This window comes from Ruminococcus sp. AF17-22AC, from assembly GCF_003460065.1.
GTDB lineage: Bacteria > Bacillota > Clostridia > Lachnospirales > Lachnospiraceae > Blautia_A.
Map to the genome: position 1 here is coordinate 1 of NZ_QRXT01000007.1, position 23734 is coordinate 23734.

Sequence of the window (23734 nt, forward strand, 5' to 3'; positions counted from 1 at the left end):
ACCCCGGACAACTTGATTAAAAGTCAAGTGCTCTACCAACTGAGCTAATATCCCATATTAGAAGACTGGGCTAGCTGGATTCGAACCAGCGAATGCAGCAGTCAAAGTGCTGTGCCTTACCGCTTGGCGATAGCCCAAAAGGCAGGGTGGATACAGGGATTCGAACCCTGGGCCTCCAGAGCCACAATCTGGCGCGCTAACCAACTGCGCTATACCCACCACAGCGTGCCTGAAGGGATTCGAACCCCCGACCCACGGCTTAGAAGGCCGTTGCTCTATCCAGCTGAGCTACAGACACATTTCTCTGCTATCTTACAGAGAAGCGGGTGATGGGAATCGAACCCACGTATCCAGCTTGGAAGGCTGGTGTTCTACCATTGAACTACACCCGCATGGTCGCTGAAACGGTATTGTTTACAGCATCGGGGTGACAGGATTCGAACCTGCGGCCTCCTGGTCCCAAACCAGGCGCTCTAGCCAAGCTGAGCCACACCCCGTTAACGGTATTTAGTTGTTTGCGTTTTTGCTTTGTCGCTTGACGCAAGACATATTATATTATAGCAATATTCAAATGTCAACAACTTTTTTTATATTTTTTTCGAAAAAATTTTAAATATCTCAAAAACCCTTATTTTTCAAGGCTTTCCGGATAAAAAAAGTTTTTAATTTTAATGAAACCGGGATAAAAAACATCGAAATGAGATACATTTAGTTGGAAAAAATACAGAAGAATGTTACAATAAAAACCAGCCAATAGAAATAAGGAGAATCAAAATGAACGTACAGGAGTTTCAGAATAAATTAAAAGAAATTCAGGAAATTGCGAAACAGAATAAAAATACATTAACAGCAACAGACATCCGAGAAGTTTTTGAAGGCTGTGATCTTGATAAGAGTCAGCTTACCGGAGTTTTGAAGTATCTGACTTCTCAGGGAATTGTGATCGAAGGTATGAAAAAGGCTGAGGAAACAGCGAAAGCGCCGGAATACAAAAAAGTTCCGCTGACACCGGAAGAGGAGGCATATCTCAATGAATATCTGGAAAACCTGCCGGTTATTGCAGATATTGACCTCGACGTGCTGTTTGAGCAGCTTTCGAAGGGAGAAAAGTCAGCAGTACAGACCCTTGCTTCTTATTACATGAAAGCAACGGCAGAGCTTGCAGCAGATATGAATGCAAAAGAGATTCTTCTTGCAGATTTGATCCAGGAGGCAAATCTGAGCCTGATCCAGGCGCTGGACAATGCCGGTGAAGAACTTCGTGATGAAGAATGGCTTCTTGCAGAGGTGAGAAAAGGCATTCTTCAGGTGATTGAAGAGCAGACACAGGTGAAGTTTGCTGATGACAGTCTGGTTGCCAGAGTAGAAAAGCTTGAAAGTGCAGTCCGTGAGTTGAATGATGATGAAGATGACAAGAATGCATTCAGTATTGATGAGCTTGCAATCATTCTGGATATGAAAGTTGATGAAATTAGAGATATTCTTCGCCTGACCGGAGATGACAAGTAAAAAATACAAAGTTAGCTAAGAAAAACAATTTGTTCGGATTTCGGGTATTTTGTTGAATCCTGAGTAAATGCGTGGTATTATAAAGGCATATGGGAGGTATTTTTTATGCAAATCAGAGAATCGGCAGAGGATTACCTTGAGGCGATCCTTGTATTGTCAAGAAAAGGCGGCGGGGTTCGTTCCGTTGATATAGCCACAATGCTCGGGGTATCCAAGCCAAGTGTTAGCCATGCGATGAAACTTCTCAGGGAAGATGGATATATTGCAATGGACCGTTATGGTACAGTGACACTGATGGAGAAAGGTGCAGAGATTGCCAACAGGATTTATGAGAGACATACCGTTCTGACAAAGATGCTGGAAGGACTGGGGGTATCAGCAGATACGGCAAGATGTGATGCGTGCAAGATGGAGCATGATGTCAGTGATGAAAGTTTTGAGAAGATCAAAGAGCATTTGAGAGCAAAAGGTGAAATTTAAGCAGAATAAAAAAGGTCATCATGATCAGGATTGAAAATGTAACAATTCTGAAAGTGATGACCTTTTTTGTGTAATAGGAAATTACTCCGTAATATTCCTATTACACAAAAACGCTCCGCGAGGATGCGACCAGATGCATGAGGAATATGTCTGCTTAAGCAGACTGCATCTGGCGCGCAAAGCGTAGCAAGTCCATCGAAGATTGAAGGATTCAGGGAGTTTGAAGCGGACTTGTCCGCTTTGTTTATTGGAAAAATGTCTGGTATTTATGAAACTGCAGATTCTTTCTGCGGCAGCTGTGCAAGAATGATTGCACCAAACATCAGAACACAGCCAAAGATTTCACGGCTGCTTAAGTGCTGTCCGAGGATTATCCATCCGGCAAGCACGGAAATACAGGATTCCAGGCTGAGAATCAGGGAAGCAACTGTCGGATTCATGTTTTTCTGGCCGACGATCTGCAGGGTATAAGCCACACCGCTTGACATAACACCGGCATAAAGAATCGGGATCCATGCAGCGAGGATTCCGGACAGATTCGGATGCTCAAAAAGCAATGCCGGGACACCGGACAGGATGCCGCAGATCAGAAACTGAATGCAGGACATTTTTACTCCATCAACGAGCGGAGAAAAATGATCAATAACCAAAATATGACCGGAAAAAAGAACTGCACCGATGATTAGAAGAAGTTCACCTTTGCCGACTGCAAGCCCCTCTCCGGGAGTCAGACACAGGAGATAAAGTCCGCACAGAGAAAGCAGGACTGCAATCCAGATAAAGGGGCTGCATTTCTTTTTAAGGAAAATACCGATGATCGGAACAATGATGATGTAACATGCAGTAATAAAACCGGCTTTTCCAACGGTTGTGTATTTAATACCAAACTGCTGAAAATTACTTGCAAGACAGAGCATGATACCACAGCAGATGCCTCCGATAAGCAGTGTTTTGCGTCCGGATGCGGAAGATTCCCTCTTTTTTTCTGCTTCGGAACGTGTTTTGTCAAGTACTTTAATGACCGGGAGCAGGGCAAGTGCACCGATAAGATTTCGAACGGCATTAAATGTAAATCCGCCGATGTAGTCCATGCTGACACTCTGGGCGACAAAGGCGACACCCCATATGGTAGCGGTCAAAAGAAGCAGAAGCGAATTTCTGACCGGGATTGAATTCTCTTTTTTCATAATAGTAGTTCTCCTCATAGTTTCTCTCAAGTCTGTATCCATGTATTATATAGCATAACTATACAATGTTAAAGAATGAAAATAAAAAATGCAGGCCCTGTATGAGCAGGACCCGCATGAATTATTATAAAATCATAAATAATAAAAATCAGATGAAGATGTATTTCAGTATAAATAATACGGCAAGAATGTACATCAGAAGACTGATCTTCTTTTCTTTTGCCTTTCCTGTGATCACGTTAATGACAACGTAGGAGATAACTCCCATGGAGATACCTTCGGAAATACTGTACATAAACGGCATGGCGATGATTGCGATGAAACATGGGATTGCTTCGGTCATGTCGTTGAAATCGATCTTTGTAACAGATGTCAGCATCAGATAACCAACTACGATCAGAGCCGGTGCAGTGGCGAAGGAAGGAATTGCCAGGAAAATCGGGGAAAGCAAAAGAGAAAGCGCAAACAGTACGCCGGCTACCAGAGAAGTAAGACCGGTACGTCCGCCTTCTGCAACCCCGGAAGCACTTTCTACAAAGGTGGTAACGGTAGAAGTACCGCATACAGCACCTACACTTGTTCCGACAGCGTCAGAAAGGAGCGCGCCTTTGATCTTCGGAAGCTTACCGTCTTTATCGAGCATGTCGGCTTTGGATGCAACACCGATCAGGGTTCCGAGTGTATCGAACATGTCAACAAACAGGAATGCAAACATGATGACAACGAAATCCAGAGAAAATACGATCGAGAAATCCATCTTCATAAAGGTTGGCATCATGCTCGGCACAGAGATTCCGTTTGAAAAATCCGGAAGCAGGCTGTAATAACCAAGATCTGCATTTGGCACATAAAGGTGTGTCAGCTGACAGATGATACCAAGGATCCATGTGATCAGGATTCCCCAGAGGATACCGCCTTTGACATTTTTGGCAAGGAGGATCGCAGTAACAAGGACACCGATCAGTGCAAGCAGTACTGTGATTCCCTGAGAAGAAAATGTTCCTTCTGCAACGGAAGATTTGAAGGAAAAGATGCTGACAAGTGTAGAATCATTTCCGACAACGATCTTTGCATTCTGCAGTCCGATAAATGCGATAAAGAGACCAATACCTACGGATACTGCATGTTTCAGGTTCATCGGGATGGAGTTGAAGATTGCTTCACGCACATTTGTAAGAGAAAGTAAAATAAAAATGATACCTTCTGCAAATACTGCAGCAAGCGCCTGCTGCCATGTATATCCCATACCGAGGACTACTGTGTAGGTGAAGTATGCGTTCAGGCCCATGCCGGGAGCAAGAACGAACGGATAGTTGGATAAAAGAGCCATCAGGCAGGTTGCGATAAATGCGGACAGTGCGGTTGCAGTAAAGACGGCACCGCGGTCCATGCCGGAAGCGGACAGGATGTTCGGATTGACAGCCAGAATGTAGGCCATTGTCATAAAGGTTGTGATTCCTGCCATCACTTCTGTTTTGACGTCGGTGTGGTTTTCCTTCAGGTGAAAGATTTTGTCAAGATTCATAAAAGTACCCCCTTCGTATTGTGCAGATCGTGCACTAAAAGATTTTGTTTCCGGAAACATACTTTCCGGTGATGCAGTGATCGTCTGAAAGATAGATCAGTCGCTCCAGCCGTTCTCGTGCAGAGAGCTGCTGAGGATGGCGGAGACTGCTGTCATCCAGAATCAGTGCATCAAACTCGTAGCCTTCCAGGAATGAGCCGACTTTTCCGAAAAATGCACCGCCGCCCATCGTGGCCATATAAAAGGCTTCTTCGAGAGAAAGCGGTTTGAGAGTGTCATCCACAAGTCTCCAGCGAAGTTTTGATACCTGAATGGCATCTGCGACTGCGCGGAGCATGGAGAGTGAATGACCGCCTGCGATATCAGTGCCGAGTCCGATGTGAAGTCCTTCATCGAGATAACGCCGTGCCGGTGCGATCCCGGAGGAAAGATTGGTGTTGGACTGTGGACAGTGGGCAATAAATATGCCGCGCTTTTTCATAAGGGAGATTTCTGCGTCAGAGCTGTAGACACAGTGTGCCATGATGGTTGGACAGTTTTCACCGCCAAAAAGACCAAATTGGTCGTAAGCTTCCCCGTAAAATGAAGTACCCGGACATAATTCTTTTACCCATGCGATCTCGCTTTGGTTTTCGGAAAGATGAGACTGTACCGGAAGACAGTAAGTTCTCTGGATCTCTGCCAGACCGGTCATGAGTTCATCTGTGCAGGAAGGAGTAAAACGTGGGGTGAGAATCGGTTTGACATTCTCGTATTTTCCTGCAGTATCAGTTAACCAGCGGACAGTATCCCGAACAGAAACAACAGCACTTTTTTCCTGAAGAGTGGCAGAACCGTTTCGATCCATATTTACTTTGCCGATGAAAGTCCTGAGACCGGTTTTCTCCATAAGGTCCATCAGAAGCTCAGATGCCTCTACATGTAAAGTGCCAAAGACAGAAGCGCGGGTAGTGGCACTTTTTTTTATGTCATCGGCAAAAATAGTATAGGCTTTTGCAGCGTAGTCCGGATCCGAATATCTGGATTCTTCCGGGAATGTGACGGTGTTCAGCCAGTCAAGCAGCTCCAGATCCATATACATGCCGTGGAATGCATACTGCGGGGCATGCAGATGAAGATCAGTCATTCCGGGGATGATCAGACATGGACTGACATTGCGTACCGGAATTCTGGAAAAATGCTCCGGAAGCTTCGGGAAAACACCGACGCTCCGGCCATCCTGACAGACCAGATAAGCGTCTTCAAGACAGGTCAGATGCCGGGAATCTGTGCTGAAACAGACGGCGCCTTTCAGTGCAAAAGTGGTTGGATTCTGTGTCATATAATCTACCTCCTTTTTGATAAACGGAGCTTTCCGGACAAAAAAAATACCGAATATTTATGCCCGACAAGTTCCGTAAAGAACTTATAGACAACTATTACGGTAGTTGGTAGAAACGTCCAACCAATTATGGACCTATATAAGTTTCGTGATGTTGTTTATAAAATTATTATAAAATAGAGGATGTTTTCTGTCAAATACAAATTCAAGAATATATAGGATAATATTGCACAAAAATTTTACACAAAATTTTATACAAAAATTTAAAAGCAGAATTTCGGAGCGGATATAAAAAACCGACAGACGATAGACCGCCTGCCGGTTTGTAAGATCAATGATTATTTGTTGTTTTTATTTTTCTCTACTTCGAGTAATTTCATGGCACGAACTTTCAGCGGAAGACCAAACAGTGTGATAAATCCGTCTGCATCGTGGTGGTCATACATATCACCTGTAGTGAAGGATGCAAGAGATTCATTGTACAGGCTGTATGGAGAAGTGGTTCCTGCCTTAATGATGTTTCCTTTGTAAAGTTTGAGCTTTACTTCACCGGTAACATATTCCTGAGTGGATTTTACGAATGCTTTGATTGCATCGCAAAGTGGTGTGAACCATTTTCCTTCGTATACGACCTGAGCAAACTGGCTGCCGAGTTTCTTCTTGGCTTCCATGGTATCACGGTCAAGGCACAGTTCTTCGAGCTGTTCGTGAGCAGCCATTAGGATCGTTCCGCCAGGAGTTTCGTATACACCACGGGATTTCATACCAACAACACGGTTTTCTACGATGTCGATGATACCGATACCGTTTTCACCGCCGAGACGGTTCAGCTCTGTGATGATCTCAGAAACTTTCATTGCCTTGCCATTCAGTGTTTTTGGCACACCTGCTTCGAAAGTCATTGTGATCTCAGTTTCTTTATCTGGTGCTTTTTCAGGAGTAACACTTAATACAAGCATGTCATCATAGTTTGGAGCCTGAGAAGGATCTTCGAGTTCCAGACCCTCATGGCTGATATGCCATAAGTTACGGTCACGGCTGTAGCTGTGGCTTGCGTCAAACGGAAGGTTGATTCCGTGAGCCTGGCAGAAGGCAATCTCATCTTCACGGGACTGCATGGTCCATACATCTGTCATTCTCCATGGAGCAATGATCTTGATGTCCGGAGCAAGTGCTTTGATTCCGAGTTCGAAACGGATCTGGTCATTACCTTTACCGGTAGCACCGTGGCAGATTGCAACGGCATTTTCTTTACGTGCGATCTCAACAAGTTTTTTTGCGATTGCAGGACGTGCCATAGAAGTTCCGAGAAGATATTTGTGCTCGTATACAGCGCCTGCCTGTACGCAAGGCATTACGTAGTTGTCGCAGAAATCATCAACAATGTCTTCGATATATAATTTGGAAGCTCCGGAAAGTTTTGCTCTTTCATCCAGACCATCCAGTTCGTTACCCTGTCCGCAGTTTACACAGCAGCAGATAACTTCATAATCAAAAGTTTCTTTCAGCCACGGGATCAGTGCTGTGGTATCAAGACCACCTGAATATGCAAGTACAACTTTTTCTTTCATAATATATTCCTCCTGAAAATAATTCTCTGCCTATTGGCAGATGCGCGAATGTTTGTTATTATAAAAGGTAAAGATTCATACGCTGATTTGATAAAGTGTTGAATCTTCATGTCCTGTCGTGTTTCGACAAGAGATAATATACAACAATTTTTATAAATATGCAATACCAATATGCAAAAAAATAAAAGGAATTTTTGCATAAAAATGCAGCATTAAATAGGAAACAACTTATAAAAACACACAAAATTAAGAAAAAAGAATGCAAAATCCATGAAAATTACGTATTGCATATTATGCATTTAGGATGTATAATTGGTACATCTTTATTCTAGGAGGAATGAGAAATGATCAAAGCAGGAATTATCGGAGCAACAGGATACGCCGGAAATGAGCTGGCAAGACTGCTCCTTGGACATAAAGAAGTAGAAGTGGCATGGTATGGATCAAGAAGTTACATTGATCAGAAATATGCAGATGTTTATCAGAACTTTTTTAAACTGATCGATGCAAAATGTATGGATGACAATATGGCAGCACTTGCTGATGAAGTAGATGTGATTTTTACCGCAACACCGCAGGGACTTTGTGCATCACTTGTTAATGAAGAGATCCTTTCCAAAGCAAAGGTCGTCGATCTGAGTGCAGATTTCCGTATTAAAGATGTAAAGAAATATGAAAAATGGTATGGCATCGAGCACAAAGCACCTCAGTTTATTGATGAGGCAGTTTATGGCCTGTGCGAGATCAACCGTGAGGACATCAAAAAAGCAAGACTTATTGCGAACCCGGGATGTTATCCGACATGTTCGACTTTATCAATTTATCCGCTCCTGAAGGAAGGACTGATCGATCCGAATACGATCATCATTGATGCAAAATCAGGAACTTCCGGAGCAGGCAGGGGCGCAAAAGTAGCAAACCTCTACTGTGAAGTAAACGAAAACATCAAAGCATACGGCGTAGCAACACATCGTCATACACCGGAAATCGAAGACCAGCTCGGTTATGCATGCGGACAGGAAGTGCTGATCAATTTTACACCACATCTGATCCCGATGAACAGAGGTATTCTGATTACAGCATATGCTTCTCTCAAAAAAGAAGTTTCCTATGAAGAAGTAAAGGCTGTTTATGACAAATATTATGAAAACGAGACATTCGTGCGTGTCCTGGACAAAGATGTATGCCCACAGACAAAATGTGTAGAGGGCAGCAACTATGTTGATGTAAACTTCAAGATCGACCCGAGAACAAAACGTGTCATCATGATGGGTGCAATGGATAACCTTGTCAAAGGTGCGGCAGGACAGGCTGTACAGAATATGAACCTGATGTTCGGGTTTGACGAGGCAGAAGGACTTCATCAGATTCCGATGCTGCCGTAAAGGAACAGCATTATATATGAAAATGTTTTATAACGCAGAGAGGAGCGTATTATTATGAAGATTATCACCGGCGGAGTTACCGCAGCGAAAGGCTTCCAGGCAGCATCTATAGCTGCCGGAATCAAATATCAGGGAAGAACAGACATGGCAATGGTTTACAGCGAGAAACCATGTGTGGCAGCAGGAACTTTTACTACTAATATCGTAAAAGCAGCACCGGTCAAATGGGATCAGGATATCGTGTATAATCATCCGAGCGCACAGGTGATCATCTGCAACAGCGGTATTGCCAATGCATGCACCGGTGAAGAAGGTTTTGGTTACTGCCGTGCGACTGCGAAAGCGGCAGCAGAAACTTTAAATGTAGATGAAAACAGCGTTCTGGTTGCATCTACCGGTGTCATCGGTATGCAGCTTCCAATCGAAAAGCTTTCTGCCGGTGTCAAAGCAATGACCCCGAAGCTTCAGGGAACACTGGAAGCAGGAAATGATGCGGCGAAGGCAATCATGACAACTGATACAAAAGAAAAAGAAGTGGCTGTAGAGATTGAGGTTGGTGGTAAGACCGTTACGATCGGTGGTATGTGTAAAGGTTCCGGAATGATTCATCCGAATATGTGCACCATGCTTGGCTTTGTCACCACAGATGCATGCATTTCCAAAAAACTTCTGCAGGAAGCACTGAGCGAAGATGTAAAAGATACCTATAATATGGTATCTGTTGACGGTGATACTTCCACAAATGATACCGTACTTCTGCTTGCAAACGGTATGGCAGAAAACCCGGAGATTAATGAGAAAAACGAAGATTATCAGAAGTTCTGTGAGGCATTGAATTATATCAATACTACACTTGCAAAGAAAATTGCCGGTGACGGTGAGGGTGCAACGGCGCTGTTTGAGGTCAAGATCATTGGTGCCGAGAGTAAAGAACAGGCAGTAACTTTAAGTAAATCCATTGTTACGTCTTCGCTGACTAAAGCAGCAATTTACGGACACGATGCAAACTGGGGAAGAATCCTTTGTGCAATGGGATATTCCGGTGCACAGTTTGATCCGGAAAAAGTAGATCTTTATTTTGAAAGCAAAGCAGGAAAGATTCAGATCATCGAAAATGGTGTGGCAGTTAACTACAGCGAAGAAGAGGCAACAAAGATCCTTTCTGAAGATGCAGTGACAGCAATCGCCGATGTAAAGATGGGTGACTGCACAGCAACTGCATGGGGCTGTGACCTGACCTATGATTATATAAAAATTAACGCAGACTACCGGTCTTAAGTAAAAAACGAGGAGATATGAAAAAATGGTAAAGCAGAAATATCTGGATAAAGCAGAAACTTTGATTGAAGCGCTTCCTTATATACAGCGTTTCAATCGTAAGATTGTAGTAGTAAAATACGGCGGAAGCGCAATGCTTGATGAAGAACTGAAAGCAAATGTTATCAAAGATGTAGTTCTTCTGAAACTTATCGGATTCAAACCGATCATCGTGCATGGCGGCGGTAAGGAAATCAGCCGCTGGGTCAATAAAGTCGGCATGGAACCACGTTTTGTCAATGGGCTGCGTGTGACAGATAAGGACACAATGGAGATTGCCGAGATGGTTCTTGCAAAAGTAAACAAAGAACTTGTCACACTGGTAGAATCGCTCGGCGTACAGGCAGTCGGCATCAGCGGAAAAGACGGCGGCCTTCTCAAGTGCCATAAGAAACTTTCCAAAGGCGAAGATATCGGCTACGTAGGCGATATCGAAAAAGTAAATCCGAAGGTACTTCAGGATCTTCTTGAGAGAGATTTCCTTCCGATTGTTTTTCCGGTTGGATTTGATACAAACTTTGATTCTTACAATATTAATGCGGACGATGCGGCATGCGCGATCGCAGAAGCTGTCCATGCAGAAAAGCTGGTTTTCCTTTCTGATATTGAAGGTGTATACAAGGACAAAGATAATCCGGATACACTGATCTCCGAGCTGCATGTACATGAAGCGGAAAAACTGATCAGTGAAGGCTACGTAGGCGGTGGCATGATTCCGAAACTGCAGAACTGTATAGATGCCATCGAAGAAGGTGTAAACAGAGTACATATCCTTGACGGACGTATCCCGCACAGCCTCCTTCTGGAGATATTCACAAACAAAGGTATCGGAACAGCTATTTTGAGAGAAGACGGGGAGAAATATTACAATGAGTATGAATGAACAGATGAATCATGCAGAAGAAAACATTCTGCATACATATAATCGTTTCCCGGTCATGTTTGACCATGGCGAGGGATGTTATCTTTATGATACAGAGGGCAAAAAATATCTCGACTTTGCTGCAGGAATTGCCGTAAACTCACTGGGATATCATTATCCTGGCTATGATGAGGCTCTGAAATCCCAGATCGACAAACTGACACATATTTCCAATCTTTATTATAATGAGCCGATGAGTGAAGCCGGAGAAAAACTGGTCAAAGCAAGCGGACTTTCCAAAGCTTTTTTTACAAACAGTGGTACCGAAGCAATTGAAGGTGCGCTGAAAGCGGCACGTAAATATGCTTATACAAAATACGGCAAAGAAGCAGGAAAATACGAGATCATCGCGATGAACCATTCTTTCCACGGAAGAAGCATGGGCGCACTTTCTGTTACAGGAACCGAACACTACAGAGAACCGTTTGAACCACTTGTCGGTGGTGTGAAATTCGCAGATTTTAATGATCTGGACAGCGTCAAAGCGCAGATTACAGACAAAACATGTGCGATCATTACAGAAGTTGTACAGGGCGAAGGTGGAATTTATCCGGCGAAGAAAGAATTTCTTGAAGGGCTCCGCGCACTGTGTGATGAAAAAGACATCATCCTGATTTTTGATGAAATTCAGTGTGGGATGGGACGTACCGGATGTTATTTTGCATGGCAGTCATACGGTGTGAAACCGGATGTGATGACCTGTGCAAAAGCTCTGGGCTGCGGTGTACCGGTCGGTGCATTTGTTCTCGGAGAAAAAGCGGCAGCAGCATCTCTTGTACCGGGAGATCACGGCACAACTTATGGTGGAAACCCGTTTGTATGCGCAGCTGTCAGCAAGGTGTTTGATATTTATGAAAAAGACGATATCCTTGCACATGTGCAGGAACTGACCCCGTATCTGGAAGAACAACTGGATAAACTTGTGGATAAGTATCCGGTTGTAGCAGCCCGTCGTGGAAAAGGTTTCATGCAGGGATTGGTCATCACCGGAACAACAGTCGGAAGTATTGTGACAAAAGCACTTGAGAACGGACTTCTGGTAATTTCCGCAGGAAGCGATGTACTACGTCTTGTACCACCGCTTGTGATCACAAAAGAAAATATCGACGAAATGGTCGAAAAATTAGAAAAGAGCCTGGCGTAATCGCCGGGCTCAAATTATTTTATACTGTTCAGATTAATATGTTTTTTAATCGCTGCGAAGCTCTCAGAACTGATTACATGCTCGATCTTGCAGGCATCGTTTGCTGCAACGACCGGATTGACACCAAGCTTTTCCAGCCATTCAGAAAGGAAAAGATGACGTTCGTAGATTTTTTCGGCAGTTGCGCGCCCTGTCTCTGTAAGATAAAGATATCCTTCAGGAGACACGGTGATCTGATCTGTTTCGCGAAGCTTTTTCATTGCAACACTGACACTGGATTTCTTGAAGCCAAGTTCAGAGGCAACATCTACGGAACGTACAACCGGATGTGATTTGCTTAAGATTAAAATAGTTTCAAGATAGTTTTCAGCAGATTCGTTTGTATGCATTCCTTACACCTCAATTTCTTTTGATCTAATTGAAAATGATTCCTCATTTAGTTGCATAAAAATTCAAGATTATTCCTCAAATTTGTATTACTTCTATGATAACATATTTTGGCTGTTGAGACAACCAAAATGTCACTGTTTACTACGGATACTACCTGTGAACGGTAACATAAAATTTCCTGTAATGTACAAAGACATCACACAAAATTTACTGTAACATCCGGGGATTTTTAGAAAAAAATATTGGTTATATGATACGAATAAAAGTTAAGCAGAACGAATAGAAGTTATGTATAGCAAATAATAGTTTCATACAACGAAAAAAAGTACTTGACAGCTCACAAACGTTAGCATATACTAACCAATGTAAGAAAAGTAAACAGAGATTAACTGTGAACTTTTTTAATAAAGAAAAAAATTCTCAACAAGATCCTGACAGCAGAATCTGAGAATCTGAATTCAAACAGAAAGTGAGCTGATACATATGATGCCTTTAACTATGGCAGGAATCGGTGAGAAATGTAAGATACAGAAAGTTGGCGGAAATGACGAGACAAGACGTTTTCTTGCAAACCTCGGGTTTGTAAATGATGCAGAAGTGAGTATAGTGTCTGCAATCGGCGGAAACGTGATTGTTAACATCAAAGATGCCCGTGTAGCAGTCAACTCCGATATGGCAAGACATATTATGATCTGAATTAATACCAGGGTTCAAAAGCTCATGCATTGAGCGTGCTTGCACGCAGAAATGCATCAGGTATTAATTATTATAGAAAGTTATAAAAGCTTTAAGCATTTAGGCAATATAACAAAGAGGAGAAAGGAGACAGAACAATGACTTTAGGTGATGCAAAAGTCGGAACTACCGTTGTTGTAACGAAAATTGAAGGAGACGGCGCGTACAAACGTCGTATCATGGACATGGGAATTACAAAAGGAAGTGAGCTGTACATCAGAAAAGTTGCTCCGCTTGGAGATCCTGTAGAGATCACTGTAAGAGGTTATGAGTTATCCGTAAGAAAGAACGATGCTCAGTGCGTACAGGTAAAATAAGTGCGCAGTAGTGTTCGGTAGGAACTATTATGAAAAAATGCAACTGTGTAAGAAGCATGCAGTTACAATAAGAGGGATTAAGGAGGTAAGAAAAAATGGCAATTAAGATTGCACTTGCCGGCAACCCGAACTGTGGTAAAACAACAATGTTCAACGCATTAACGGGCGCTAACCAGTACGTAGGAAACTGGCCGGGAGTTACTGTAGAGAAAAAAGAAGGTAAATTAAAGGGAAAGAAAGGTAAAGGCGAAGACATCATCGTAACTGACCTTCCTGGTATTTATTCCCTTTCACCATACACACTGGAAGAAGTAGTCAGCCGTGACTACGTTCTCAAAGAAAATCCAGACGTAATCATTGACCTTGTCGATGCAACAAACATCGAGCGTAACCTGTATCTGACCACACAGCTGATCGAGACAGGTGTTCCGGTTGTTATTGCACTGAACATGGCAGATCTCCTTGAAAAAAGAGGAATCAAGATCGACACAAAGCGTCTTTCCATGCTGCTTGACTGCCCGATCATCGAGACATCTGCACTGAAAGGTGAAGGTCTTGACAAGCTGATCGACGAGGCAGTAAAAACTGCAAAGAAGAGCAGCGTAGATCTTCCTAAAGAAATCTTTACAAAAGAGATGGAAGAAGCAATCAGTGAAGTAAAGAAAGTTCTTCCGTCCTCCATCACAGAAGATAAGAAGAGATGGTATGCAGTAAAATTCCTCGAGAACGACGAAAAAGTAAAAGAGGCTATGAAGCTTTCTGCTTCCGGACAGTCTCTGGTAGACAGCAAACGTCAGGATCTTGAGAAAAAACATGACGATGACATGGAGAGTATCGTAACAGACGAGAGATACAAATTCATCCAGAAGATCGTTAACACAACCGTTAAAAAAGCAAAAGACAAACTGACTGTATCTGATAAAATTGACCGTATCGTTACCAACCGTATCCTTGGTATCCCGATCTTCGTTGCAGTTATGTGGCTTGTATATTATGTATCTGTAACAACTGTTGGTACATTCGTAACAGACTGGACAAACGATGTATTTGTAGTGGCTATTCAGGACTTCTTTACAAATATCCTTACCAGCCTCGGTGCCGGTGATATGGTAATGGGACTTGTAGTTGATGGTATCATCGGTGGCCTCGGTGCAGTACTTGGATTCGTTCCTCAGATGGCAATCCTGTTCCTGTTTCTGTCCATCCTTGAAGATTGTGGTTACATGGTACGTATCGCATTTGTTATGGACCGTGTATTCCGTCACTTCGGACTTTCCGGTAAGAGTTTCATTCCGCTTCTGATTTCGTCAGGATGCGGTATCCCTGGTATCATGGCTTCCAAGACTATCGAGCAGGACAATGACAGACGTCTTACTATTATGACAGCAACCTTTATTCCTTGTGGTGCAAAACTTCCGGTTATCGCTCTTATGGGTGGTGTAATCGCTGGTGAGACTGCAGGGTATGCAGAGAGCTCATTCATCGCTCCGCTGATGTACTTTATCGGTATTGTAGCTGTACTTGTAGCTGCAATCATCCTTAAGAAAACAAAACCGTTCTCCGGTAAACCGGCTCCGTTCGTAATGGAGCTTCCACAGTATCATATTCCGCAGGTTAAGACAGTTCTTCTTCATGTATGGGAAAGACTGAAAGGCTTCATTATCAAAGCTGGTACAATCCTGTTCCTTGCCTGCGTAGTAATGTGGTTCCTTGGTGGATTCGGATTCACAGATGGTGGATTTGGTATGGTAGAAGACAGCGCAGACAGCCTTATGGCAGCAATCGGTGGTGTGATCGCTCCAATCTTTGCTCCACTTGGATTCGGTGAGTGGCAGCCGGTAGCAGCTTCTATCTCTGGATTCACAGCAAAAGAAGCTATCGTATCTACAATGGGTGTCCTGGCTAACGTAGCCGGTGATACAGAAGATGCAGTAAACGTTGCAGCAGGTGTTGCAAGCTGGTTCCCGACAGGTATCGCAGCTTTCTCTTTCCTGATGTTCAACCTTCTTGATTCTCCTTGCCTTGCAGCTATCGCAACAATGGCAAAAGAAATGAATGACAGAAAATGGTTCTGGTTCGCAATTCTCTTCCAGAATATATTCGCTTATATCGTATGCCTCTGCTTCTATCAGATCGGTTCCTTCGTAACCGGTGGAGCATTTGGTATCGGTACTGTAGTAGGATTTGCAGTACTTATCGTAATGCTGTTCCTGCTGTTCAGACCAGATCCGTACAAAGATCAGAAAGTTTACTCCAAACGTTCTGTACAGGCATAAGAAATTATGAAATAATAAAGGGGCTGGATACAAAGATGTGTCCGGCCTCTGCTTTCAGCTTAAAGAAAGTTATTCCGGATGAAACGGAGAAGCAAATTGTGTGGTTGGCAGTAGTAATTAAGCCTGCAAATAAGAGAGGATGAGTAAAATGCTTGCAAATATAATTATAATGGTTCTGATTCTCGGATATTGTGCATTCGTGATCTATAAGAGTGTAAAGAATTCCAAAGAAGGCAAACATATGGGATGCGCCGGATGCAGCGGAAATTGTGGCAGCTGTGGCGGATGCAGCGGGGCTGCTTTTAAGGGAACTGCACAGTCTTCTTACAAAGAGAATCATCTGAAATAGGAGAAAATAATATGGGAAATTCAACAGGATCCACGATGTACATGTTTGGTGCGGTAATCATCATTTACATTGTCGGAATGCTGATCTATCAGGGATTCCAGTGGCTCAGGAAAAAAAGAGAACAAAAAAGAGATGAAGAGTTCAGAAGAGGTGACGAATAATGGTTGACATAATAGTTGTACTGATCGTGGTTGTTTTACTTGGATTTGCTCTGAAAGGCTCCATCAAACACTTTAAAGGTGACAGTCCGTGCTGTGGCGGTGGCGGCGGAACAGTTGTCCTGGATATTCCGGATAAAAAACTGGATAAGCCGGTTCTTGGAAAGAAAGTTCTCAAGATTTCCGGTATGCACTGCGAACATTGTGTAAAAGCAGTCACCGAAGCAATCAACAAAATTGACGGTGCTTCTGCAAAAGTAAATCTTTCTGAAAACGAAGCAGTCGTTTCTTATGACCGCGAACTTGACGAGGAACAGATTAGAAGAATCGTCAAAGATGCCGGATACAGAGTTGTAAGCATCAAATAATATATGGTAAATGAAATATCATTTTTTCGGATCCCACGGCGTAAAGCTGCGGGATCCTTTTCGGTTTCGAAGGGTTGATATGATATTTTGTTAAAAGGGCTGTCTGTATAAAATACATATTTTGTGCATATGCTGATAGTAAAAGCTTCAGGTGGATACAGGAAAAAAGAGACCACCTGATCTGTATGGAGGTATTTTATGTGGGGATTTCTGGCGGCGCTGATATCCGGTGCATTGATGAGTATTCAGGGTGTTTTTAATACGGAAGTGACGAAACAGACAAGTCTCTGGGTATCGACCGGGTGGGTACAGCTTTCTGCGTTTGTGGTATGCGTGGCAGCGTGGCTTTTTACCGGACGGCAGAGTATAGGAGCACTCTGTCAGATTGAAAATAAATATACACTACTGGGTGGTGTGATCGGAGCCTTTATTACGATTACGGTGATTCAGAGCATGGGTGTACTGGGTCCGGCAAAAGCGGCAATGCTGATCGTAATCTCGCAGCTTATCGTAGCATACGTGATTGAACTTTTCGGAATGTTTGGTGTTGAGCAAGAACCTTTTGTATGGAGAAAAGTCCTTGGAATGCTGATTGCGATTGCCGGGATCGTAATTTTTAAATGGGAATAGGGGTTGTAAAACCCTGTAAAATTCGTTAAAATGAAATATGGTTAAGTATGAAAATCGGGGAAGTCTGCCGTAATGCTACGGAGGGAAGTGAACCGAATGATCATAAGAAAAAAATATAAACTGATCATCTGTATTTTGTGGTTGTTTTGCAGTGTTGCTTTGAATGGTTGCAGAGACCGTCAGAGTGAAATGCTGCTGGCAGGTCAGACTGAGACAGAAAATACAAGGACACCGGAAGTGACAGAGGCTGTAGATGTAGAAATAACAAAGACAGCCGAAGTGGAAAAACAGACAGAGCCGGTTGAATCTCAGCCAGAGACTGTTGAGACGCCGGCGAAGATATTTGTGGATGTCTGTGGAGCGGTCGCAAATCCCGGCGTATATGAGATGGAAGACGACAGCCGGATCTTTCAGGTAATCGAGGCGGCGGGAGGTTTTTTGCCGGAAGCAGCAACGAGACTTGTCAATCAGGCGCAGCCGGTCAGTGATGGTCAGCAGATTTATGTACCTACACAGGAAGAAGCGGAAGCGGGAAATTATCCGATGCCGGAGGAAAGTACATCTACTCTCGGAAGCCCTGGAGACGATACAGATGAGAATGCTTCCGATACGGTCAATATTAATACCGCGGATGCGGCCGCTCTGAAAACACTGACAGGAATCGGAGAGGCCAAGGCACGGGCAATCCTTTCCTATCGAGAGGAACACGGAGCTTTTTCTACAGTGGAGGAAATCATGCAGGTACCCGGGATCAAAGAAAGTACATTTTTAGCGATCAAGGATAAAATAGCAGTAAAATAAGGAGAAAAGAATGAGCAGGAAAGTTTTAGTGGTAGATGACGAGAAACTGATCGTAAAGGGAATCCGCTTCAATCTGGAGCAGGATGGCATGGAGGTTGACTGTGCTTACGACGGCGAAGAAGCAGTTGAAAAAGCAAAGGCCAATAAATATGACATTATCCTTCTGGATCTGATGCTTCCGAAGATGGACGGACTGGAGGTATGCCAGCAGATCAGGGAATTTTCCAATGTTCCGATCGTTATGCTGACTGCCAAAGGTGAAGATATGGACAAGATTCTGGGACTGGATTACGGTGCAGATGACTATATCACAAAGCCATTCAATATTCTGGAAGTCAAGGCGCGTATTAAGGCAATCATGCGTCGTGCACGTTCCGAACATGAAGAAAAAGAGAAGGCAAAGACGATTGAGTCCGGAGATCTGAAAATGGACTGCGAGAGTCGGCGTGTATTTATTGCAGGCAAGGAGATCAACCTCACGGCAAAAGAGTTTGATGTGCTGGAACTTCTGGTATTTAACCCGAATAAGGTTTATAGTCGTGAGAACCTTCTGAATATTGTCTGGGGATATGAATATCCGGGAGATGTCAGAACTGTGGATGTACATATCCGTCGTCTTCGTGAAAAAATCGAGACGAACCCGAGCGAGCCAAAATATGTACACACCAAATGGGGTGTAGGATATTATTTCCAGGCGTAAGATATGGTAACAAAAAAGAAAAACAGATTTTTTAAGAGCCTGCGTTTTCGCATCATGGTTATTCTGGTCATTCTCGGAATCGTGCCGGGAATCATTGTGACACAGCTTATGGTCGGCAATTACAAACAGCAGGCGTTGGAAGTGCGTACAGGTGAGATTCGGACGCAGTGTGCAATTCTCTGTAACCAGATTATCAGGGAAAACTATCTCAATGATCCGAGTTCAGAATCGATCAACAGCAAACTCGAGGTTCTGTCCAACACTTATGGTGGCAGGATCATGTTGGTGGACCGTGACTTCAAAGTGGTTAAAGATACCTATAATGTAGATGAAGGCAAGATACTGATTTCACCAAAAGTGGTCAAATGCTTTAAAAGCGGAGAGGCTACTGACTATAGTCAATATGGACAGACGCTGGAACTTGCTGTTCCGGTCAGAAGTGCAGATGTGCCGCAGATGCAGGGGGCAATGCTGATAAATATTTCTACAAGTGCGGTGATCGCAACAGTAAGTGAGCTGGAGCAGAGAGGTATGCTGATCGTTGGAATCATTATTGTACTGTCTGTATTTCTGGCGTATATTCTGGCGGCTGTACTTGTCAAACCGCTGGCGAGGGTTACAAAGTCCATCGAAGACCTTACGGATGGTTATCAGAAGGATGAAATTTCCGTACCGGATTATACGGAGACAGAACTGATCACAGATGCATTTAATAAGATGCTGACGAGAATGAAAGTACTGGACGAATCACGTTCGGAATTTGTATCTAATGTGTCGCATGAATTAAAGACACCGATGACTTCGATGAAGGTGCTGGCCGATTCACTGGTCGGTCAGGAAGGGGTACCGGAAGAACTTTATCAGGAATTTATGCGTGATATTACTGCTGAGATCGACAGAGAAAACCGCATTATCACGGATCTTCTGACATTGGTGAAGATGGATAAGAAATCTGCTGATCTTCAGATCAGTCATATGAACATCAATCAGCTCCTTGAGGACATTCTCAAGCGTCTTCGTCCAATCGCAGATAAGCGTAATATAGACCTGATCCTTGACAGTTTCCGGCCTGTGGAAGCGGACGTAGATGAGCTGAAATTTACTTCTGCGATAAGCAATCTGGTTGAAAATGCAATCAAATATAATGTGGATGATGGATGGGTACGTGTCTCAATTGATGCGGATCATAAAGATTTCTACGTTACAGTAGCGGATTCGGGAATGGGGATTCCGGAGGATTCTCTGGATCGTATTTTTGAGCGTTTTTACCGTGTAGATAAATCGCACTCAAGGGAGATCGGTGGAACAGGTTTAGGACTTGCAATCACCAGAAGCACGATCACAATGCATCATGGTGTGGTCAAAGTATTCAGCAAAGAAGGGGAAGGAACGACATTTTCCGTTCGTGTGCCCCTGTCATATATTCCGTAGGAGGTGCCGGATGAAGAAATCAGTTAGCATACTTCTTCTGGCAGTCCTGATATGCAGCCTTTTTGCAGGCTGCAGCATTGAGACGAAAACTCAGTCAGGCACGGAAGAAAGCAAATACAATTTTTATTATCTGAATGCGGCGGAGACGGTACTGAAAGAAGAACCGTATGAGCCAAAAGAAGAAACAACCGAATTTATGGTTAAGGATCTGCTGCAGAAACTTGGCAAGAAAGAAGTTCCGGATGGTGGAGTCAGTCTGCTTCCGGAAGATGTGTCTATCAACTCTTATGATGTACAGGATGATCTTCTGGTCATTGATTTCAGCAAAGAATACAACAATATGAGTAAAGTGCGTGAGATCATGACACGTGCGGGAATCGTGCAGACGCTCTTGCAGGCGCCAGACATCGCAAAGATTCGATTTACCGTAGCCGGACAGGCGCTCAAAGACTCGCGAAACGAAGACATAGGTGAAATGACCAGCAAAACATTTGCTGAGTATTCAGGAAAAGACACCGAAAGCTATCGGTATGATACTTTTACACTGTATTTTGTGGATAAAAGCGGCAAAAAGCTTGTGAAGGAAGTACGAAATGTCTATTACAGACGTTCTCTTCCGAAAGAGCGCATTGTACTTGAACAGCTTGCGAAAGGACCTATGGAAGAAGGCCACTATCCGACGATATCAGAACATTCTTCTGTATTGAGTGTGATTACGGCGGACAAGATCTGTTATATAAACATGAATAATGCGTTCCGCGAAGGAACAGAGGATGTGTCTGAGGATATTTCAGTTTATTCGGTTGTAAATTCTATTCTGGATTCCTGCGATGCAGAGAAAGTCCAGATTTCCGTTGACGGCAGTATGGACGGTAATTTCCAGGAAAGTCTGCCGTTATACAAATTTTATGAAAAAAATGAAGATCTGATTGCCCAGGATGACAAAAAGGAGTCCTGAGAAAAATCTATAAACAAGCAGAGTCATACAGAAAGGAAAGACAATGAAAAGACGCCCGGTGTGTCTGGTGTGTCTGCTTCTGATGCTTTGTCTCTATGTGACGGATCTGGCGGGGATTTCCATGATAAGTGGGAATCCGCTGCCGGCGTCTGTACAGAAGTATATTTCGGAACACTTGAAACTTACTGTAAACGGCGAGGTACAGAGCTGTCAGGCAACAGAGAATTCTCTTTCTGTCTATCTGAAACAAGTCTTTCTGACTGTCGGGTCAGAACAAATTCCCATTGAAAATATAAAAGTTTATTTAAATAAAGAAGAACAGCTCCGAATAGGGATGGTTTTGCGGGTCTGCGGAAAATTAGAAGAAATTCCGGGCCCTGGAAATCCAGGAGAGTTTGATTCAAAACAGTATTACGCCTGTCAGAAAATTTATTACCAGATGAAAAACGGGGAAATCTGTGGAAAAAGTGCTGCATATTCATACTTTGGACAGCTTTTGCAGGAAATTCGCCAGAAAGCGGAAAGCATACTGGACGAAGCTGGCGGGGCATATGCGGGAATCTTTCAGGCAATGATACTCGGCGAGAGAGGAAATCTCGATGCAGAAACAAAAATGCAGTACCAGATGGCAGGAATCATGCATATACTTGCGATTTCAGGACTGCATATCAGTTTTGTCGGAATGGGATTTTTTCGATTACTGAAAAAGGCAGGAGCCGGAAACGGTGTGGCAGGTGCAGCCTCAGCATTTCTGATCTATGCTTACGGGATGATGACCGGAGGAAGCGTGTCTGCGATGCGTGCAGTCGGAATGTTTCTGGTACTGGTGGGCGCCGGAATTGCCGGGAGAAGCTATGATCTTCTAAGCGCAATGGCGCTTTCGGCAATTGTACTTTTACTGGATGCTCCGGCATATCTGTACAGTGTGAGCTTTTTGATGTCGTTTGGAGCAGTGATCGGAATAGGAGCTGTGACACCGGAAATCTGTTCCATGCTTAATCTGGAAAAAAGAACAGAAAAAAGTCTTGCTGGTTCGGTAATCGTGTGGTTGATAACACTTCCGATTGTATTGCGCGCGTACGGAGAAGTGTCGCTTGCTGGTGTGGTTCTGAATCTGCTTGTTCTGCCGACATCGGGACTCGTGCTGGCAAGTGGTATTTTTGCATTGCCGGTGGGGATATTTGTTATTGAAATTGCGAAAAAGGTAGTATTTCCGGGAAAATGTGTGCTGTTTTTTTACGAAAAATTATGTGAAGTGGTGGGATGGATTCCGCACAGCACCTGGATTGCAGGAAGCCCGAAGTTGTGGCAGTGTGTGGCGTATTATGTGATGTTGGCTGTGATTTTTGCAGGACTAAAGTGGAGGAAGAAGACAGCAAGGGAAAAGGCTATGCGGAGCGCGGCGTCCGTTATTTTAGTGATACTTGCGGTCGTTTTTCTTGGATATCATCCCCGTGAGGGACTTATGATTGCCTGCCTGGACATTGGGCAGGGGGACTGTTGTGTCCTTAAAATGCCCGGAGGGGAGAACTTTCTGATTGATGGCGGCAGCAGCAATAAGAAAAATACAGCGGTCTATCAGATACTTCCGTATCTGAAAAATCAGGGGATTGCCACTCTGGACGGGATTTTTGTTTCGCATACAGATAAAGACCATATCAGTGGAATCGAGGAAATTCTGGAACTATGCGCACAGAATCTTACGACAGTACATGTGAAAAATCTGATCCTGCCGGACTGGAATACGACGGGAGAAAAATATGAGAGGCTGAAAATGCTGGCCAGGCAGAGCGGAATTCAGATACAAACCGGACGGGAGGGAAAACTGCTTAAAACAAAGGAGGTTCAAATAGAAATTCTGGCACCAGAGAACGGGGCGGATGGCAGTGATACCAACGAGGACGGCATGGTCATGGAAGTACATTTTGGAAAATTTCGAGGGCTTTTTACCGGAGATATCGGGGCAGAGACTGAGGAAAAACTGCTGAATTCGATGGAAGATGTGGATTTTCTGAAGGTGGCACACCATGGATCAAAATATTCGACCTGTCAGAAATTCCTGGATGTTGTAAGACCTGAAATCGCGGTGATTTCCTGTTCGGCAAAGAATACATATGGTCATCCGTCGGCAGACACAATAAAAAGGCTGGAAGATCGCGGTGCACAGGTGGAATATACGATGAAGAGCGGAGCGATTACTGTACGCACAGACGGGGAAAGAATCTGGCTGGAGAGATTTACAGATTGAGAAAAAAGAAAA

23 protein-coding genes, 5 tRNA genes and 1 riboswitch are annotated in these 23734 nt (G+C 43.7%); of the genes, 18 read left to right on the plus strand and 10 right to left on the minus strand.

All coding sequences use genetic code 11. From position 1 onward, the window contains the following. Positions 1 to 65 precede the first annotated feature (65 nt). The 5 genes from DWW86_RS10875 to DWW86_RS10895 all read right to left on the minus strand — a co-directional run bounded on the left by DWW86_RS10875 (position 66) and on the right by DWW86_RS10895 (position 497). Positions 66 to 137, minus strand: a tRNA-Gln gene (locus tag DWW86_RS10875). A gap of 8 nt (positions 138 to 145) precedes the next feature. Further along, a tRNA-His gene (locus tag DWW86_RS10880) sits at positions 146 to 219 on the minus strand. Positions 220 to 224: 5 nt separating this feature from the next. Then, positions 225 to 298: transfer RNA gene (locus tag DWW86_RS10885), tRNA-Arg, on the minus strand. A gap of 23 nt (positions 299 to 321) precedes the next feature. Further along, a tRNA-Gly gene (locus tag DWW86_RS10890) sits at positions 322 to 392 on the minus strand. 30 nt (positions 393 to 422) lie between these two features. Further along, positions 423 to 497, minus strand: a tRNA-Pro gene (locus tag DWW86_RS10895). Between the two features lie 277 nt (positions 498 to 774). Here DWW86_RS10895 and DWW86_RS10900 point away from each other — a divergent pair. Both DWW86_RS10900 and DWW86_RS10905 read left to right on the plus strand, forming a co-directional pair. Beyond that, positions 775 to 1509 carry a sigma-70 family RNA polymerase sigma factor gene (locus DWW86_RS10900; protein ID WP_286187702.1) on the plus strand — a complete coding sequence of 245 codons (735 nt, stop codon included), beginning with the start codon at positions 775 to 777 and terminating at the stop codon, positions 1507 to 1509. Positions 1510 to 1614: 105 nt separating this feature from the next. Then, entirely contained in the window at positions 1615 to 1989 is a 375-nt protein-coding gene (locus DWW86_RS10905; protein WP_072522945.1) for a metal-dependent transcriptional regulator, read from the plus strand. Positions 1990 to 2255: 266 nt separating this feature from the next. On the opposite strand, the gene DWW86_RS10910 is transcribed toward DWW86_RS10905, so the two are convergent. From DWW86_RS10910 to DWW86_RS10925, 4 genes are all read right to left on the minus strand, one after another. Next, positions 2256 to 3176 carry a DMT family transporter gene (locus DWW86_RS10910; protein ID WP_353652696.1) on the minus strand — a complete coding sequence of 307 codons (921 nt, stop codon included), beginning with the start codon at positions 3174 to 3176 and terminating at the stop codon, positions 2256 to 2258. A 148-nt stretch (positions 3177 to 3324) separates the two neighbouring features. After that, positions 3325 to 4701, minus strand: a complete 1377-nt coding sequence (locus tag DWW86_RS10915) for an NCS2 family permease (protein ID WP_015543271.1) — start codon at positions 4699 to 4701, stop codon at positions 3325 to 3327. A gap of 34 nt (positions 4702 to 4735) precedes the next feature. Further along, positions 4736 to 6022: an amidohydrolase family protein gene (locus tag DWW86_RS10920; RefSeq protein WP_117943104.1), complete on the minus strand. Its 1287-nt coding sequence runs from the start codon at positions 6020 to 6022 to the stop codon at positions 4736 to 4738. 67 nt (positions 6023 to 6089) lie between these two features. Next, positions 6090 to 6185, minus strand: a riboswitch (purine riboswitch). Positions 6186 to 6360: 175 nt separating this feature from the next. Beyond that, entirely contained in the window at positions 6361 to 7593 is a 1233-nt protein-coding gene (locus DWW86_RS10925) for an argininosuccinate synthase (RefSeq protein ID WP_072522947.1), read from the minus strand. A gap of 344 nt (positions 7594 to 7937) precedes the next feature. Between DWW86_RS10925 and argC the strand changes: the two genes are divergently transcribed. From argC to DWW86_RS10945, 4 genes are read left to right on the plus strand one after another with little or no spacing between them, the layout of a single operon-like run. Then, a complete protein-coding gene (argC, locus tag DWW86_RS10930; protein ID WP_072522948.1) occupies positions 7938 to 8978 on the plus strand; it encodes an N-acetyl-gamma-glutamyl-phosphate reductase in 1041 nt (346 codons plus the stop codon). Positions 8979 to 9032: 54 nt separating this feature from the next. Continuing rightward, the gene (gene argJ, locus DWW86_RS10935) at positions 9033 to 10256 is read left to right on the plus strand and encodes a bifunctional glutamate N-acetyltransferase/amino-acid acetyltransferase ArgJ (protein ID WP_117943106.1); all 1224 of its coding nucleotides are present in this window, start codon (positions 9033 to 9035) and stop codon (positions 10254 to 10256) included. Positions 10257 to 10281: 25 nt separating this feature from the next. Beyond that, positions 10282 to 11178 (plus strand): acetylglutamate kinase, encoded by an 897-nt coding sequence (argB, locus tag DWW86_RS10940; protein ID WP_072522950.1) that lies wholly within the window; start codon positions 10282 to 10284, stop codon positions 11176 to 11178. Then, positions 11165 to 12361 carry an aspartate aminotransferase family protein gene (locus DWW86_RS10945; protein WP_117943108.1) on the plus strand — a complete coding sequence of 399 codons (1197 nt, stop codon included), beginning with the start codon at positions 11165 to 11167 and terminating at the stop codon, positions 12359 to 12361. The genes argB and DWW86_RS10945 overlap by 14 nt, the downstream gene beginning before the upstream one ends. Before the next feature lie 14 nt (positions 12362 to 12375). Here DWW86_RS10945 and DWW86_RS10950 read toward each other — a convergent pair whose 3' ends face one another. After that, positions 12376 to 12750 (minus strand): metal-dependent transcriptional regulator, encoded by a 375-nt coding sequence (locus DWW86_RS10950; RefSeq protein ID WP_117943110.1) that lies wholly within the window; start codon positions 12748 to 12750, stop codon positions 12376 to 12378. Between the two features lie 484 nt (positions 12751 to 13234). Between DWW86_RS10950 and DWW86_RS10955 the strand changes: the two genes are divergently transcribed. The 12 genes from DWW86_RS10955 (at position 13235) to DWW86_RS11005 (ending at position 23722) form a co-directional block, all read left to right on the plus strand. Continuing rightward, a complete protein-coding gene (locus DWW86_RS10955) occupies positions 13235 to 13447 on the plus strand; it encodes a FeoA family protein (RefSeq protein WP_330360656.1) in 213 nt (70 codons plus the stop codon). 137 nt (positions 13448 to 13584) lie between these two features. Then, a complete protein-coding gene (locus DWW86_RS10960; protein WP_015543280.1) occupies positions 13585 to 13803 on the plus strand; it encodes a FeoA family protein in 219 nt (72 codons plus the stop codon). Between the two features lie 95 nt (positions 13804 to 13898). Then, complete coding sequence (gene feoB / locus DWW86_RS10965) at positions 13899 to 16079, plus strand: ferrous iron transport protein B (protein ID WP_117943112.1); 2181 nt, start codon at positions 13899 to 13901, stop codon at positions 16077 to 16079. A gap of 148 nt (positions 16080 to 16227) precedes the next feature. Next, positions 16228 to 16428: a FeoB-associated Cys-rich membrane protein gene (locus tag DWW86_RS10970; protein WP_117943114.1), complete on the plus strand. Its 201-nt coding sequence runs from the start codon at positions 16228 to 16230 to the stop codon at positions 16426 to 16428. A gap of 11 nt (positions 16429 to 16439) precedes the next feature. Then, positions 16440 to 16589, plus strand: a complete 150-nt coding sequence (locus DWW86_RS17145) for a hypothetical protein (protein WP_181985344.1) — start codon at positions 16440 to 16442, stop codon at positions 16587 to 16589. Beyond that, positions 16589 to 16954, plus strand: a complete 366-nt coding sequence (locus tag DWW86_RS10975; RefSeq protein WP_072522955.1) for a heavy-metal-associated domain-containing protein — start codon at positions 16589 to 16591, stop codon at positions 16952 to 16954. Before DWW86_RS17145 ends, DWW86_RS10975 begins: the two co-directional genes overlap by 1 nt. A gap of 198 nt (positions 16955 to 17152) precedes the next feature. Continuing rightward, positions 17153 to 17584: a DMT family transporter gene (locus DWW86_RS10980; protein WP_117943117.1), complete on the plus strand. Its 432-nt coding sequence runs from the start codon at positions 17153 to 17155 to the stop codon at positions 17582 to 17584. A 96-nt stretch (positions 17585 to 17680) separates the two neighbouring features. After that, positions 17681 to 18385 carry a helix-hairpin-helix domain-containing protein gene (locus tag DWW86_RS10985; RefSeq protein WP_072522957.1) on the plus strand — a complete coding sequence of 235 codons (705 nt, stop codon included), beginning with the start codon at positions 17681 to 17683 and terminating at the stop codon, positions 18383 to 18385. A 10-nt stretch (positions 18386 to 18395) separates the two neighbouring features. Further along, positions 18396 to 19085, plus strand: coding sequence for a response regulator transcription factor (locus tag DWW86_RS10990; protein ID WP_072522958.1), 690 nt, complete (start codon positions 18396 to 18398; stop codon positions 19083 to 19085). Between the two features lie 3 nt (positions 19086 to 19088). Continuing rightward, the gene (locus DWW86_RS10995; RefSeq protein WP_072522959.1) at positions 19089 to 20516 is read left to right on the plus strand and encodes a sensor histidine kinase; all 1428 of its coding nucleotides are present in this window, start codon (positions 19089 to 19091) and stop codon (positions 20514 to 20516) included. Positions 20517 to 20526: 10 nt separating this feature from the next. Further along, complete coding sequence (locus DWW86_RS11000) at positions 20527 to 21474, plus strand: GerMN domain-containing protein (protein ID WP_072522960.1); 948 nt, start codon at positions 20527 to 20529, stop codon at positions 21472 to 21474. A gap of 43 nt (positions 21475 to 21517) precedes the next feature. Beyond that, positions 21518 to 23722, plus strand: a complete 2205-nt coding sequence (locus DWW86_RS11005; RefSeq protein WP_117943119.1) for a DNA internalization-related competence protein ComEC/Rec2 — start codon at positions 21518 to 21520, stop codon at positions 23720 to 23722. Positions 23723 to 23734: the final 12 nt, after the last annotated feature.